The organism is Roseateles chitinivorans (assembly GCF_050632145.1).
Taxonomy (GTDB): Bacteria; Pseudomonadota; Gammaproteobacteria; order Burkholderiales; family Burkholderiaceae_C; genus Roseateles; species Roseateles chitinivorans_B.
In genome coordinates, this window is record NZ_CP192577.1 from 5505049 (window position 1) to 5518834 (window position 13786).

A 13786-nucleotide genomic window follows, 5' to 3' on the forward strand; every position below is an offset into this window, starting at 1 on the left:
ACGAGGATCCCTAGGCTGCGGTGATCTCCCGTTTCCTCGTGATTGCGAGCTCCCCCGCCATGTCCTCCTCCGCCGTTTCGTCCTCCCGCCGCCAATGGCTGGCTCAGGCCGCCGCCCTCGCGGGCGCCAGCGCACTGCCCACGCTCCCGGCGCTCGCCGCCGACGCCAAGACCCTGCGCATCGGCTACCAGAAGTCCAGCACGCTGACGCTGTTCCTGAAATCGCGCGGCATCCTGGAGAAGGCGCTCGCGCCGCAGCAGGTCACCGTCAGCTGGCATGAGTTCACCTCCGGGCTGCCGCTGCTGGAGGCGCTCAACATCGGCGCGCTCGACCTGAGCGCGGACGTGGCCGACGCCGTCCCGCCCTTCGCGCTGGCCGCCGGCGCCAAGCTGACCTATTACGCGATCGAGACGCCCTCGCCCACCGCGCAGGCCATCGTGGTCCGCAAGGACTCGCCGATCACCAGCGTCGCCCAGCTGAAAGGCAAGAAGATCGGCTTCGCCAAGGGCGCCGGCGCGCATTACCTGCTGCTGGAAGCGCTGAACCAGGCCGGCCTGTCCATCAAGGACATCGAGCCCGCCTACCTCAATCCCGCCGACGGCCGCTCGGCCTTCGAGAACGGCGCCATCGCCGCCTGGGTCGTCTGGGATCCGTTCCTGGCCGCCGTGCAGCGCCAGTCCGGCGCCCGCATCCTGGTCGACGGCACGCGCATCGCGGCCTACCGGCGCTTCTATCTCGCGGCCACCTCGTTCGCGCAGCAGAATCCCGAGGTGCTCCAGCGCGTCTACGACGAACTCCAGCGCGCCGGCGAGTGGGTGAAGAAGAACCCCGCCGCCGCGGCCGACTGGCATGCGCCGGTGCTCGGTCTCGACCCGTCCATCGTCGCCGCCGCCAACGAGCGTCGCACGTATGCGGTCCGCCCCGTCGACACGGAATCGCTGTCCGAGCAGCAGCGCATCGCCGACGCCTTCACCGGCGCGCAGATCCTGCCGCGACGCGTCGCCGTCCAGGAATCGCCTGTCTGGCGCCCGGCTTGAACCGCGCCCCGCCACCCGAACCGATGCCCGACCCGCACCGTCCCGGTCCGATCGCCAGGAGCCATGCCATGTCCGTCTTGAATTCCGATGCGGGGGCCGTCCAAGGGCTGCCCCGTCCGCCGACCCCGAAGCACCCCGCGCCGCTGCCGACCCGCACGCCCGCCGATGTCCGCGCCGCGCTGCTGGCGCGCGTGGAGATCGCACTGCTCGATGTGCGCGAGGAAGCCGCCTACGCCGAGGCCCATCCGCTGTGGGCCGCCAATCTCGCAGCCTCGCGCCTGGAACTCGACGCCTGGGGCCGACTGCCCCGCCGCGACGTGCCCATCGTCGTCTATGACGACGGCGAAGGCGTCGCGGCGCCGTCGGCGCGCAAACTGCAATCGCTCGGCTACACCGATGTCGCACTGCTGGCCGGCGGCCTGAGCGCGTGGCACGACGACGGCCTGGAGCTCTTCCGCGACGTCAACGTCCCGAGCAAGGCTTTCGGCGAACTGGTCGAGGCGCGTCGGCATACGCCGTCGTTGCCGGCGGAAGAGGTCCAGGAGCGTCTGGCGCGTCGCGACGACATCGTGCTGCTCGACGCCCGACGCTTCGATGAGTACCGCACCATGAGCCTGCCCGGCTCGATCAGCACGCCGGGCGGCGAGCTGGTGCGTCGCGCACGAGACCTCGCGCCGGATCCGGCGACGACGATCGTCGTGCACTGCGCCGGCCGCACCCGCAGCCTGATCGGCGCGCAGTCGCTGATCGACGCCGGCGTGCCGAACCCCGTCGCGGCGCTGCGCAACGGCACGATCGGATGGACGCTCGCCGGCCTCACGCTGGCGCAGGGTCAGGGCCGCTCCCATGAGGACGTGCCGGTCGGCGATCTGACCGCTGCAAGAGACGGCGCGGCAGCCCTCGCCCGCCGAGCACATGTTCAGCGCATCGACGCCTCGGTCCTCGCCGAGTGGCTGGCCGATGCACGGCGCACGACCTATCGCTTCGACGTCCGCAGCGCCGCCGAATACGGTCGGGGCCACCGCCCCGGCTTCCGCAACGCGCCGGGCGGACAACTCGTGCAGGAGACCGACCATCATGTGCCCGTGCGCGGCGCGCGCGTCGTGCTGGCGGACGACGACGGCGTCCGGGCGCCGATGGCGGCGGCGTGGCTCGCTCAGATGGGCTGGGAGGTCGCCGTGCTGCCGCCCGACGCCGCCGCTCATACCGAGACCGGTCCCGACCTGCCGCCGCAGCCGCTCTCGCCGACGGTCGCAACGATCACGCCCGCGGAGCTTGCCCGCTGGCGCGCCGAAGAGGCGGATCGGGAACAGCCCGACACCGTCGTCGTCGACGTGGCGCCCAGCATCACCTACATCGTCCGCCACATTCCGGGCGCCTGGTGGAGTCCGCGGGCCCGGCTCGCGGACGCGCTCCGGAACGTGATCCCGCACGCGCGTCGCGTCGTGCTCACCGGCAACCTGGGCGTGCTGCCGCGCTTCGTGGCGGCGGATCTCGCGGCGGAACTCGCGTCAGAGGGTCGGGAGTTGCTCGTGCTCGAGGGCGGCACGACAGCGTGGTACGACGCGGGTCTGCCGATCGAATCCGCCAATCCGCGCCTGGCCTTCCCGCGCGACGACCGCTATCGCCGTCCTTACGAGGGGACGAACCACGCGCGCGACGCGATGCAGGCCTACCTCGACTGGGAGTTCGGGCTGTTGGCGCAGCTCGACCGCGACGGCACGCACTTCTTCCGTGTGATCGACACCGACGCCACGACGGCGAACCCGTAGTCAACGGGCCTCCGTGGGGCCGGAATGGGGCCTGGGGTCCCTGGAGGGGCGCCCCATGCCCCGTGGAGAGCCCGCGCCTGGCCGATCGAAGTCGAGGGACTTCGGCCGGAAGCGCCTTACTTCCCCTTGCCGGCCGTGATCGGCACGACGTTGTCGTGCACGGCCGCGCCGAACGCCTGTTCCTTGAGCTGGGACAGCTGGTCGCGCAGCCGCGCGGCCTTCTCGAACTCCAGGTTGCGCGCGTGTTCCAGCATCTGCTTCTCCAGCTGGGTGATGCGCTTGCTCAGGTCCTTCTCGCTCAACGCCTCGACCTCGGCCGCGTCGTGGATGACCTTCGCGTCGTCGCGTCCCGGCTTGTCGCTGTAGACGCCGTCGATCAGGTCGCGGATGCGCTTGACCACGCCGCGTGGCGTGATGCCGTTGGCGGCGTTGAACTCGACCTGCTTGGCGCGCCGGCGTTCGGTTTCGCCGATGGCCTTCTTCATCGATTCGGTCATGCGGTCCGCATAGAGGATCGCCTTGCCGTTCACGTTCCGCGCGGCCCGCCCGATGGTCTGGATCAGGCTGCGTTCCGCGCGCAGGAAACCTTCCTTGTCCGCGTCCAGGATCGCCACCAGCGACACCTCGGGGATGTCCAGGCCCTCGCGCAGCAGGTTGATGCCCACCAGCACGTCGAAGGTCCCGAGCCGCAGGTCGCGCAGGATCTCCACCCGCTCGACCGTGTCGATGTCCGAGTGCAGGTAGCGCACCTTCACGCCGTTGTCGCTGAGGTACTCGGTCAGCTGTTCGGCCATGCGCTTGGTCAACGTCGTGATCAGCACGCGCTCGTGGATCTCGACGCGATCGCGGATCTCCTGCAGCACGTCGTCGACCTGATGCACGGCCGGTCTCACCTCGACGATCGGATCCACCAGGCCCGTCGGTCTCACCAGTTGCTCGACCACGTTGCCGGCCTGACGCTTCTCGTACTCGCCCGGCGTCGCGCTGACGAAGATGGCCTGGCGCATCTTGCGCTCGTACTCCTCGAACTTCAGCGGCCGGTTGTCCATGGCCGACGGCAGTCTGAAGCCGTACTCGACCAGTGTGCTCTTGCGCGCCCGGTCGCCGTTGTACATGCCGCCGAACTGGCCGATCAGCACATGGCTTTCGTCCAGGAACATCAGCGCGTCCGGCGGCAGGTAATCCACCAGCGTCGGCGGTGGATCACCCGGCGCGGCCTGCGACAGGTGGCGCGTGTAGTTCTCGATGCCCTTGCAGTGGCCGACCTCCTGGAGCATTTCCAGGTCGAAGCGCGTGCGCTGCTCCAGCCGCTGCGCCTCGACGAGCTTGCCCTCCTTGATGAAGAAGGCGACGCGCTCGCGCAACTCCTCCTTGATCGTCTCGATCGCGGCGACCACGCGGTCGCGCGGGGTCACGTAGTGGCTCGACGGATAGACGGTGAAACGCGGGATCTTCTGCCGGATCTGGCCGGTCAGCGGATCGAAGAGCACCAGCCCCTCGACCTCGTCGTCGAAGAGCTCGATCCGCAGCGCCAGCTCCGAGTGCTCCGCCGGGAACACGTCGATCGTGTCGCCGCGCACGCGGAAGTGGCCGCGGGTGAATTCCATCTCGTTGCGCGTGTACTGCATGCGCGCCAGCTGCTGGATCACGTCGCGCTGGCCGACCTTGTCGCCCACCCGCAGCGTCATCACCATCTGGTGGTAGTCGCTCGGGTTGCCGATGCCGTAGATCGCCGACACCGACGCCACGATCACCACGTCGCGCCGCTCCAGCAGGCTCTTCGTGCAGGACAGTCTCAACTGCTCGATCTGCTCGTTGATCGCGCTGTCCTTCTCGATGAACAGGTCACGCTGAGGGACGTAGGCCTCGGGCTGGTAGTAGTCGTAGTAGCTGACGAAGTACTCGACGGCGTTCTTGGGGAAGAACTCTCGGAACTCGCTGTACAGCTGCGCCGCCAGGGTCTTGTTGGGCGCGAAGACGATCGCCGGGCGTCCGAGACGCGCGATCGTGTTGGCCATCGTGAAGGTCTTGCCCGAGCCCGTCACGCCCAGCAGCGTCTGGAAGCTTTCGCCGTCGTTGACGCCGTCCACCAGCGCCTGGATGGCCGTCGGCTGGTCGCCCGCGGGCGGGTACGGCTGGAAGAGCTGGAAGGGAGAGCCTTCGAAAGAGACGAATTCGCCCTTCGGCGGCTCGCCCGCGCCGGCGTCGTCCGCCTCTGGCGGGGCAGGTTTCTCCCCTTGGCGACGGAGGTTTCAGGCTTGGCGACGGTAGAACGGCTCATCAGGGTTTCCCAGGGGCAACGCATGTTCCCTGCCTACAATCGGCGGGCTTCGCTGGGCGCTCAGGAGGCGCCTCGGGCGTCAGGACGCGACAGCGTAGCGCAGTCCTCTCCACCGTTTGTCAGGAAAGCCTCCATGTCCTTGTTCGCCGCCGTCGCCATGGCCCCTCGCGACCCCATCCTGGGTCTGAACGAGCAATTCAACGCCGACCCGAATCCCGGCAAGGTCAACCTGGGCGTCGGCGTCTACTACGACGACAACGGCAAGCTGCCGCTGCTGGCCTGCGTGGCCGCGGCGGAAGCGCAGATGCAGGCCGCCCCCAAGCCGCGCGGTTACCTGCCCATCGACGGCATCGCCGCCTATGACTTGGCGGTCCAGGGCCTGGTCTTCGGCGCCGACAGCGAGGTGCTCAAGAGCAAGCGCGTGGCCACCGTGCAGGCCATCGGCGGCACCGGCGGCCTGAAGATCGGCGCAGACTTCCTCAAGCGCCTGAACCCGGGCGCCACGGTGCTGATCTCGGACCCGTCCTGGGAAAACCACCGCGCGCTGTTCACCAACGCCGGCTTCCCGGTCGAGACCTACCCCTACTACGACGCCGCCAATCGCGGGATCAACTTCGACGGCATGCTGTCGGCGCTCAACGCCGCGCCGGCCGGCACGGTCGTCGTCCTGCACGCCTGCTGCCACAACCCCACCGGCTACGACCTGACGCCCGCGCAGTGGGCGCAGGTGGTCGAGACCGTCAAGGCCAAGCACCTCGTCGCCTTCCTCGACATGGCCTACCAGGGCTTCGGCGAAGGCATCGCCGAGGACGGCGCCGTGATCCAGCAGTTCCTGGCCGCCGGCCTGGACTTCTTCGTGTCGACCAGCTTCTCCAAGAGCTTCTCGCTCTACGGCGAGCGCGTCGGCGCGCTGAGCGTGGTCTGCGCCTCCGCCGAGGAGACGGTCAAGGTCCTGAGCCAGCTCAAGATCGTCATCCGGACCAACTACTCCAACCCGCCGACGCACGGCGCGCAGGTCGTGGCCACCGTGCTGTCGACCCCGGCACTGCGCGCCCAGTGGGAAGAGGAACTCGCCGGCATGCGCGTGCGCATCAAGCAGATGCGTGAGGCGCTCGTGACCGAACTGAAGGCCGCCGGCATCACCGACGACCTGAGCTACGTCACCCGCCAGAAGGGCATGTTCAGCTACAGCGGCCTGTCCGCCGAGCAGATGCAGCGCCTGCGCTCCGAGTTCGGCGTCTATGGTGTCGATTCGGGCCGGATCTGTGTCGCCGCGCTGAACAGCAAGAACCTGAAGCCGGTCGCCGCCGCGATCGCCGCCGTGAAGAAGGCCTGATCCCCCGGATCTTCCTGCCGACACCACACTTCGATGCGCTGATCGCACGATCGGCTTTCGAACACAGGGCCGGACCCGCCGTAAGCGGGCCGGCCCTGCGCATTTATGGCGAAATGGGACGCTTCGAAGGCCCTCCTCTCGCCCTGCACGGAACACCGGCGACACACACTGCAAGAGGCCGGGCACTAGAATTGCTGCATTGCACAACGGGTGCCAGCCTTCGCCTCACTCCCCCTCGAGAGGTTCGCCAGATGCTCTACCAGCTTTATGAAACCCAACGCGCGCTGCTGAGCCCGTTCTCCGAATTCGCCAGCGCCACGGCCAAGCTGTACAGCCATCCGCTGTCGCCCTTCGCCCATACCCCGCTGTCGCACCGGATGTCCGCGGGCCTCGATCTGATGCACCGCCTGGCCAAGGAATACGAGAAGCCGGAGTTCGAGATCAACAGCGTCGAGGTCGACGGTGTCGACGTCGCGGTCCAGGAACTCGTGTCGCTGGAGCAGCCGTTCTGCCGCCTGCTGCGCTTCAAGCGCTACACCGACGACCCCGCCGTGCTGGCCAAGATGAAGGCGCAGCCGACGGTGCTGGTCGTGGCGCCGCTGTCCGGCCATCACAGCACGCTGCTGCGCGACACCGTCAAGCAACTGCTGAAGGACCACAAGGTCTACATCACCGACTGGACCGACGCCCGCATGGTGCCGCTCGAGGCCGGTGCCTTCCACCTCGACGACTACATCTACTACGTCCAGGACTTCATCCGCCACGTCGGCGAGGACTGCCATGTGATCTCGGTCTGCCAGCCGACCGTGCCGGTGCTGGCCGCGATCTCGCTGATGGCGTCCAAGGGCGAGACCACGCCGCGTTCGATGACGATGATGGGCGGTCCGATCGACGCCCGCCGCAGCCCGACGGCCGTCAACAACCTGGCGATGAACAAGAGCTACAGCTGGTTCGAGAACAACGTGATCTACCGCGTTCCCACCAATTTCCCGGGCGCGGGCCGCGAGGTCTATCCGGGCTTCCTGCAGCACACCGGCTTCGTGGCGATGAATCCGGACCGCCACCTGAGCTCGCACTACGACTACTTCCTGGACCTGGTCCGCGGCGACGACGACAGCGTCGACGCCCACCGGCGCTTCTACGACGAGTACAACGCCGTGCTGGACATGCCGGCGGAGTACTACCTGGACACGATCAAGACGGTGTTCCAGGACTTCGCGCTGGTGAACGGGACCTGGGAAGTGGGCGGCGATCTGGTGCGTCCGCAGGACATCACCCAGACGGCGCTGCTGACGGTCGAGGGCGAGCTGGACGACATCTCGGGCGCCGGCCAGACCAAGGCGGCGCATGAGCTGTGCAGCGGCATCGGCGCCAAGGATCAGGCCCATTACGACGCGGTCGGTGCGGGCCACTACGGCATCTTCTCGGGCCGCCGCTGGCGCGAGAAGGTCTATCCGGTGATCCGCGACTTCATTGCGAAGTACGATGCGGCCCCGTTGCACAAGCCCGCCGCGGCCAAGCGTGCCGCCGCCCGTCCGGCAGCGGCACGCCGGTCGCGCAAGCCGACCGAGTGAACCCCGCCGCTTCCGCCTCCGCCGAACCGACCTCCGCCACGTTCGACGATCTCGTCGAACGCCTGAACCTGGCCCTGCCGCAGACGCAATGCACGCGCTGCGGCTATCCCGACTGCCACTCGTATGCCCACGCGATCGCGCGGGGCGAGGCCGCCATCAACCAGTGCCCGCCCGGCGGCGCTGAAGGGATCTCCCGGTTGGCCGCCCTCACCGCGCGCGAGCCGCTGCCGCTCAATCCCGACAACGGCATCGAAGGCCCTCGCCGCCTGGCGGTCATCGACGAAGGCTGGTGCATCGGCTGCACGCTGTGCATCAAGGCCTGCCCGGTCGACGCGATCGTCGGCACCAACAAGCAGATGCACGTCGTCATCGACGCCGACTGCACCGGCTGCGAACTCTGCATTCCGGTGTGCCCGGTCGACTGCATCTCGCTGACCGACGTCACGCCCGGACGCAGCGGCTGGTCCGCATGGAGCGCACCGCAGGCGGAACGTGCCCGCGAGCGTTACCGCTGGCACGAGATCCGCGTCGCGCGCGACCTGCGCGAGCACGACGCGCGCCTCGAAGCCAAGGCGCAGCACAAGCTCGATCACCTCGAAGAGGAGACGCGACTCACCGACGCCGCGCAGATCGACCGCAAGCGCGCCGTCATCGAAGCCGCGCTCGCGCGGGCGCGCGCCAAGCGCGGCGCTTGAGCGCAACGCCGCCTCCCCTTTCCATCGCCAGCCATTGCTGCTCGCCATGAATCAAACGCAAGTCCGCGAATTCTTCGAGATCCTCCGCCGCGCCAATCCGTCGCCGCAAACGGAGCTGGAATACGCCAGCGTCTTCGAACTGCTCGCCGCGGTGCTGCTGTCCGCGCAGGCCACCGACGTCGGCGTCAACAAGGCGACGAGACGGCTGTTCGTCGTCGCCAACACCCCGCAGAAGATCCTGGACCTCGGTGAAGAGCGGCTCGCCGAGTTCATCAAGACGATCGGTCTGTACAAGACCAAGGCGAAGAACCTGTACGCGACCTGCCGCATCCTCGTCGAACAGTACGGCGGTGCCGTGCCGCAGAGCCGCGAAGCGCTGGAGTCCCTGCCCGGGGTCGGGCGCAAGACGGCGAACGTGGTGCTCAACGTCGCCTTCGGCGAAGCGACGATGGCGGTCGACACGCACATCTTCCGCGTCGGCAACCGCACCGGCCTGGCGCCCGGCAAGAACGTGCTGGAAGTCGAACAGCAACTGCTCAAGCGGGTGCCTGACGAATTCCTCGTCGACGCGCACCATTGGCTCATCCTCCACGGCCGCTACGTCTGCCAGGCGCGGCGGCCGCTGTGCGAGCGCTGCGCCGTTGTCGCGCAATGTGACAGCGCGCCGATGGCTGCGGCGCGTTGAGCAAATCCCGCCCTCTACAATCTGCGCGTTCATCCGTCAGGGAAACCATGTCCAGCATCAACGACCTAGTCGACCGCGTCGAGCGCCTGCTGGTGCGTCACGAAGAACTCAAGCGCACGAACGGCCTGCTCGAACAACAGGTCCAGGCACTCACGCTGGAGCGCGACAGCCTGCGCTCCAGACTGGCCGCGGCGCGTGCGCGCGTCGATGCCCTGCTGGACCGGCTGCCGCTGGAGGCGGCGGACCTCCTCGAGAGCGGCGACGGTGGCGAACCCTCAGATCCTCGAAAGACCGGCGCATGAAGCAAATGGAAGTCACGATCATGGGCCAGAGCTACCTGCTCGGCTGCCCTGAAGGCGGCGAAGCCGCGCTGCAGAAGGCGGTGGGCCGTGTCGACAAGGAAATGTGCGCCATCCGCGATGCCGGCCGCATCAAGGCGCGCGAGCGGATCGCCGTGCTCGCAGCCCTGAATCTTGCTTATTCGCTCACCGAATCCACGGCAAATGCCGTCGCCACGGGCGATGCAACCGATGCAACGACCGATGACGCGCGCGGGGTCGCCGTCGACGGCGCCATACCCGATCTTGAAACGCTGATGAAGCGACTCGATGAAGCCCTTGTCCAAGACGGGCAACTGCTGTGATCGGGTGATCGCGGCGCGTAGAATCCATCCTGTCCACTGCGTTCGCGTGAGTTTTATATTTCCTTGAACCGATGCTTTCGCGAGCAAGGGCTTGGAACATTGCAGAGCTGGTGTGAGCGTCTCGCGTCAGATGAACCCGAAGCCCTGCTGACCTCGCCCACCTGTACCCCTAGGGTTCAGGAATGCGGCTCACGGTTCGCCGTGGACACCTCTTCCCGAAACCGCGCCTGATCTTTTCATCACGCGCGGTTTTTTCATGGTCGGCGAGTGCATCGGTCGCCGCGACCATCGTCGTGAGGATTCCGCCTTGAGCACCACCCCGCACGCCTCCCTCCAATACTGGCTGATGAAGTCCGAACCGGACGAAGCCTCGATCGATCATCTGGAGGCCGCCGGCGAGCTTCCCTGGACCGGCGTGCGCAACTACCAGGCCCGCAACTTCATGCGCGACCAGATGCGCATCGGCGACGGCGTGCTGTTCTATCACTCGTCATGCCCCGAACCGGGCATCGCCGGCTTCGCCGAGGTCAGTAGCCCCGCCTATCCGGACGAGACCCAGTTCGATCCGGCAAGCCACTACTTCGATCCGAAGTCCAGGCGCGAGGCACCGCGCTGGCAGCACGTCGATGTGCGCTTCGTGCGCAAGACGCGCCTGCTGAGCCTGGCGGCGATGAAACGCGACCCGGCGCTCGCCGACATGCGTACGCTGCAGCCGGGCAACCGGCTGTCGATCACGCCGGTGACGCCGGCGGAGTGGCAGCACCTGCTCAAGCTGCTCGCCTGACCGGCGCGTGCACCCCGAGGCCTCGCCGAGGCCTCAGCCGCCCATTCCGAACGGGATCGACGCCAGCACGACCTGGTTGCCCCCGCGTCGCTGCGCTTCCTTGACCGCCATCTCGGCGGCGCCCAGCAGTTCCTCCTGGCGGGAGGCGGTGTGAGGGAAGCTCGCCACGCCCATCGACAGCGACAGGCCGATGTCCTGCCCGTGCAGCACGACGATCTGGGCATGGCACTGGCGCCGAAGCTGCTCCATCCGCGCGTGGGCGGTCGCGAGGCCGACGCCCGACAGCAGCACGGCAAACAGGTCGTCGCCGATGCGGCAGGCCGCGTCCATCGCACGGGTGTTGGCGCGCAGCATGCGCCCCAGGCCTTCCAGCAGGCGCTGACGGGCCTCCTCGCCCAGACCGGCCTCCGGCGCCACCGGATCCAACGCGATCAGCACCAGCGTGAACTCGCGATGCTCGCGGGTCGAGAGATCGATCTCGCGCAGCAACTGATCATCGAACTGCGCCCGCATGTAAAGGCCCGAGACCTCGTCGCGTCCGCTGCCCTGCTGCAGCTCACGGCGCATCTGTTCCAGCGATTTCTGCTGCTGCTCGAGCTGCTGCAGCGCGCGCTGCAGGTGCGTCTCGCGGTGACGCTCCTCGGTCTTGTCGCTCCACAGCGCCATCACGTGCTCCGCGCCGAGCGGCACGCGCATGACCATGAACTCGCGACGGCGTCCGCCGATCTCGAGCCGATGCTCGGAACTCACGACGCCACGCTGGGCCAGCGTGGCCTGTTCAGAGCGGCGCATCGCCTGCACTTCGTCGCCGCGCATCAGCTCGGCATCGGCTGCGCCGACGATCCCCGCCTCCGCGCGGCCGAAGAGCTCGCTCATGCCGGGACTGGCGAAGACATACCGCCCCGTGGCCATCGACTTCACGGTCAGGCAGGCACCCGTCGGCTCCAGCAGGCTGAGCAAGCCGGCCGCAACGGGCGCCTGGGGCGTTCCCGACGACTCCAGCCAGGCATCGAAACTGGCAGGCGCGGGCATCGCGGCGGCTTGTAATTCCATGGGTCGGGCCAGGCCAGGGGGCGGCCCCTCGCGGTCGAATGGTGGTGGATCGAATGTAGATGGGCGTCCGTCGCCGGGGCAAGTGCCGTCGACGGGACAGAGGCGCCACTCCCCTAAGCTTGGGGTGCGGCATCCTAGCTTGCCCTGGCTCGCACCGAGAGCGATGCACTTCGCCCAGAGAGGCGGGCCTGCGCTCCTGCGGGGACAAGGCGTGAAAATGTCACATCCTTTTTGCAGGACACCCATGGGGCTGCCATAGGGGACACCCGCATCGGGATCAGGTCGCGTGTACGCCGCCGCACCGTTGCGCCGAGGTAGGTGGCGAACGGTCAAAAATAAGGCTAGAATCCTCGTTTTGCTGGCAAACCCTGCGCGTCGATTCGGAAGTGGAATCCGGATACTCCGCTTCGAAGGCAAGTCCTTCCTCGCGAACACCGAGCGCTATTTGAAGGAATTTCATGACCACCATTCGCGTCAAAGAAAACGAGCCGTTCGACGTGGCCCTGCGCCGCTTCAAGCGCACGATCGAAAAGCTGGGCCTGCTCACCGAGCTGCGCGCCCGCGAGTTCTACGAGAAGCCGACTGCCGAGCGCAAGCGCAAGAAGGCTGCGGCCGTCAAGCGTCACTACAAGCGCGTGCGCAGCATGCAGCTGCCCAAGAAGCTGTACTGATCGTCTGATCGGACCGCTTCGGCACCGGGGACCCGTCCACTGACGGTCTCCACCGCCGGAACAGCACAGAAAGCCCGCGCAGGACGCTGCCGCGGGCTTTTCTGTTTCTGCGCGACATTACGACATCTCTCCCCTCTCCCACCTCTCCCTCGAGACCACGAATCAAGGAGCCCTCATGAGCCTGAAGGAACAGATCACCGAAGACATGAAGACGGCGATGCGCGCCAAGGACAGCGAACGTCTGGGCACGATCCGCCTGTTGCTGGCCGCGGTGAAGCAGAAGGAAGTGGACGAGCGCGTCGAGGTGGACGACGTGATGCTGGTGGGCATCGTCGACAAGCTGATCAAGCAGCGCAAGGACTCGATCAGCCAGTTCACGGCCGCCGGCCGCATGGATCTGGCCGACAAGGAAACCGCCGAACTGAAGGTGCTGGAGGTCTATCTGCCGCAGCGCCTGAGCGAGGCCGAGATCAAGGCTGAAGTCGCCGCCATCGTGGCCGAGCTGGGCGCCAAGGGTCCGGCCGACATGGGCAAGGTGATGGGTGCCGTGAAGGGCAAGCTGGCAGGCAAGGCCGACATGGGTCTGGTCTCGGCCGCAGTGAAGGCGGCGCTGGCGGGCTGAACGCCCTCCTCGTCCCCGATTCAAGACAGGAGTCCGCGATGGAACTGACCGTCCAACAATTGACACCCGATTTCTGCGTCGCGCCGCAGCTGACGCCGGAAGCGATGGCTGCGCTGGCGGAAGCCGGCTTCAAGTCGGTGATCAACAACCGGCCTGATTTCGAGCATGGCCCCGATCAGCCCACCAGCGAGCAGATTCGTGCCGCTGCTGAAGCTGCGGGACTGGTTTATCACCACCTGCCGGTGCAAGGCGGCTACCAGTCGCCGGAAGAGATTGCCGCCATGCGCGCGCTGCTCGATGAAGTGCCGACGCCCGTGCTGGCGTTCTGCCGCTCCGGCGCGCGTTCCACGCGTCTCTTCGCCGCCGCCACCCAACTCTGATCCGACGACGAGCCCCTCGGTGCCTCGGATCGAGGCGACCGGGGGCCCTTTCCGGAACTTAAGGAGGGAATTTGCTTGCCGGGAGGCAAGCAAAGGAGGGAGATGGAGGAAAGGGCCCGCGGTCGCCTCGATCAACGCTCCGTTCGTGGCATGTCGGGGCTTTCCCGCAACCCCACCCGAATTCAGCTTTCCGACAGCCCTCGCTGGCTACAGTCCACGTCTACACACAAGAACCGAGAGCCCTCCCCGCCGG

General features: G+C 67.4%; 14 protein-coding genes and 1 other RNA gene. 13 read left to right on the forward strand and 2 right to left on the reverse strand.

What is annotated here, in order from left to right:
• The first annotated feature begins 59 nt into the window (after window positions 1-59).
• Window positions 60-1037 carry an aliphatic sulfonate ABC transporter substrate-binding protein gene (locus tag ACQ86G_RS25335; protein ID WP_431257874.1) on the forward strand — a complete coding sequence of 326 codons (978 nt, stop codon included), beginning with the start codon at window positions 60-62 and terminating at the stop codon, window positions 1035-1037.
• 68 nt (window positions 1038-1105) lie between these two features.
• On the forward strand, window positions 1106-2809 hold the full coding sequence (locus ACQ86G_RS25340) for a rhodanese-like domain-containing protein (protein ID WP_431257875.1): 1704 nt from the start codon (window positions 1106-1108) through the stop codon (window positions 2807-2809).
• 116 nt (window positions 2810-2925) lie between these two features.
• On the opposite strand, the gene uvrB is transcribed toward ACQ86G_RS25340, so the two are convergent.
• On the reverse strand, window positions 2926-4899 hold the full coding sequence (gene uvrB, locus ACQ86G_RS25345) for an excinuclease ABC subunit UvrB (protein ID WP_431257876.1): 1974 nt from the start codon (window positions 4897-4899) through the stop codon (window positions 2926-2928).
• Window positions 4900-5223: 324 nt separating this feature from the next.
• Here uvrB and ACQ86G_RS25350 point away from each other — a divergent pair, with 324 nt between their 5' ends.
• The 8 genes from ACQ86G_RS25350 (at window position 5224) to ACQ86G_RS25385 (ending at window position 10807) form a co-directional block, all read left to right on the forward strand.
• Window positions 5224-6426 (forward strand): amino acid aminotransferase, encoded by a 1203-nt coding sequence (locus tag ACQ86G_RS25350; protein ID WP_431257877.1) that lies wholly within the window; start codon window positions 5224-5226, stop codon window positions 6424-6426.
• Window positions 6427-6677: 251 nt separating this feature from the next.
• A complete protein-coding gene (locus ACQ86G_RS25355) occupies window positions 6678-8000 on the forward strand; it encodes a polyhydroxyalkanoate depolymerase (protein ID WP_431257878.1) in 1323 nt (440 codons plus the stop codon).
• Window positions 7997-8695, forward strand: coding sequence for an electron transport complex subunit RsxB (gene rsxB / locus ACQ86G_RS25360; protein WP_431257879.1), 699 nt, complete (start codon window positions 7997-7999; stop codon window positions 8693-8695). The genes ACQ86G_RS25355 and rsxB overlap by 4 nt, the downstream gene beginning before the upstream one ends.
• 46 nt (window positions 8696-8741) lie before the next feature.
• Entirely contained in the window at window positions 8742-9380 is a 639-nt protein-coding gene (gene nth / locus ACQ86G_RS25365; RefSeq protein ID WP_431257880.1) for an endonuclease III, read from the forward strand.
• 47 nt (window positions 9381-9427) lie between these two features.
• Entirely contained in the window at window positions 9428-9682 is a 255-nt protein-coding gene (gene zapB, locus ACQ86G_RS25370; RefSeq protein ID WP_431257881.1) for a cell division protein ZapB, read from the forward strand.
• Window positions 9679-10023 carry a cell division protein ZapA gene (locus tag ACQ86G_RS25375; RefSeq protein WP_431257882.1) on the forward strand — a complete coding sequence of 115 codons (345 nt, stop codon included), beginning with the start codon at window positions 9679-9681 and terminating at the stop codon, window positions 10021-10023. Before zapB ends, ACQ86G_RS25375 begins: the two co-directional genes overlap by 4 nt.
• Window positions 10024-10052: 29 nt before the next feature.
• Window positions 10053-10233: non-coding RNA, 6S RNA (gene ssrS, locus ACQ86G_RS25380), on the forward strand.
• A gap of 136 nt (window positions 10234-10369) precedes the next feature.
• A complete protein-coding gene (locus ACQ86G_RS25385) occupies window positions 10370-10807 on the forward strand; it encodes an EVE domain-containing protein (RefSeq protein ID WP_431261493.1) in 438 nt (145 codons plus the stop codon).
• Between the two features lie 33 nt (window positions 10808-10840).
• On the opposite strand, the gene ACQ86G_RS25390 is transcribed toward ACQ86G_RS25385, so the two are convergent.
• Window positions 10841-11860 (reverse strand): GGDEF domain-containing protein, encoded by a 1020-nt coding sequence (locus tag ACQ86G_RS25390; protein ID WP_431257883.1) that lies wholly within the window; start codon window positions 11858-11860, stop codon window positions 10841-10843.
• A gap of 458 nt (window positions 11861-12318) precedes the next feature.
• Between ACQ86G_RS25390 and rpsU the strand changes: the two genes are divergently transcribed.
• The 3 genes from rpsU to ACQ86G_RS25405 all read left to right on the forward strand — a co-directional run bounded on the left by rpsU (window position 12319) and on the right by ACQ86G_RS25405 (window position 13533).
• Window positions 12319-12531, forward strand: coding sequence for a 30S ribosomal protein S21 (gene rpsU / locus ACQ86G_RS25395; protein WP_012346814.1), 213 nt, complete (start codon window positions 12319-12321; stop codon window positions 12529-12531).
• Window positions 12532-12706: 175 nt separating this feature from the next.
• On the forward strand, window positions 12707-13153 hold the full coding sequence (locus tag ACQ86G_RS25400) for a GatB/YqeY domain-containing protein (protein WP_431257884.1): 447 nt from the start codon (window positions 12707-12709) through the stop codon (window positions 13151-13153).
• A 38-nt stretch (window positions 13154-13191) separates the two neighbouring features.
• The gene (locus ACQ86G_RS25405) at window positions 13192-13533 is read left to right on the forward strand and encodes a TIGR01244 family sulfur transferase (RefSeq protein ID WP_088407477.1); all 342 of its coding nucleotides are present in this window, start codon (window positions 13192-13194) and stop codon (window positions 13531-13533) included.
• Window positions 13534-13786: the final 253 nt, after the last annotated feature.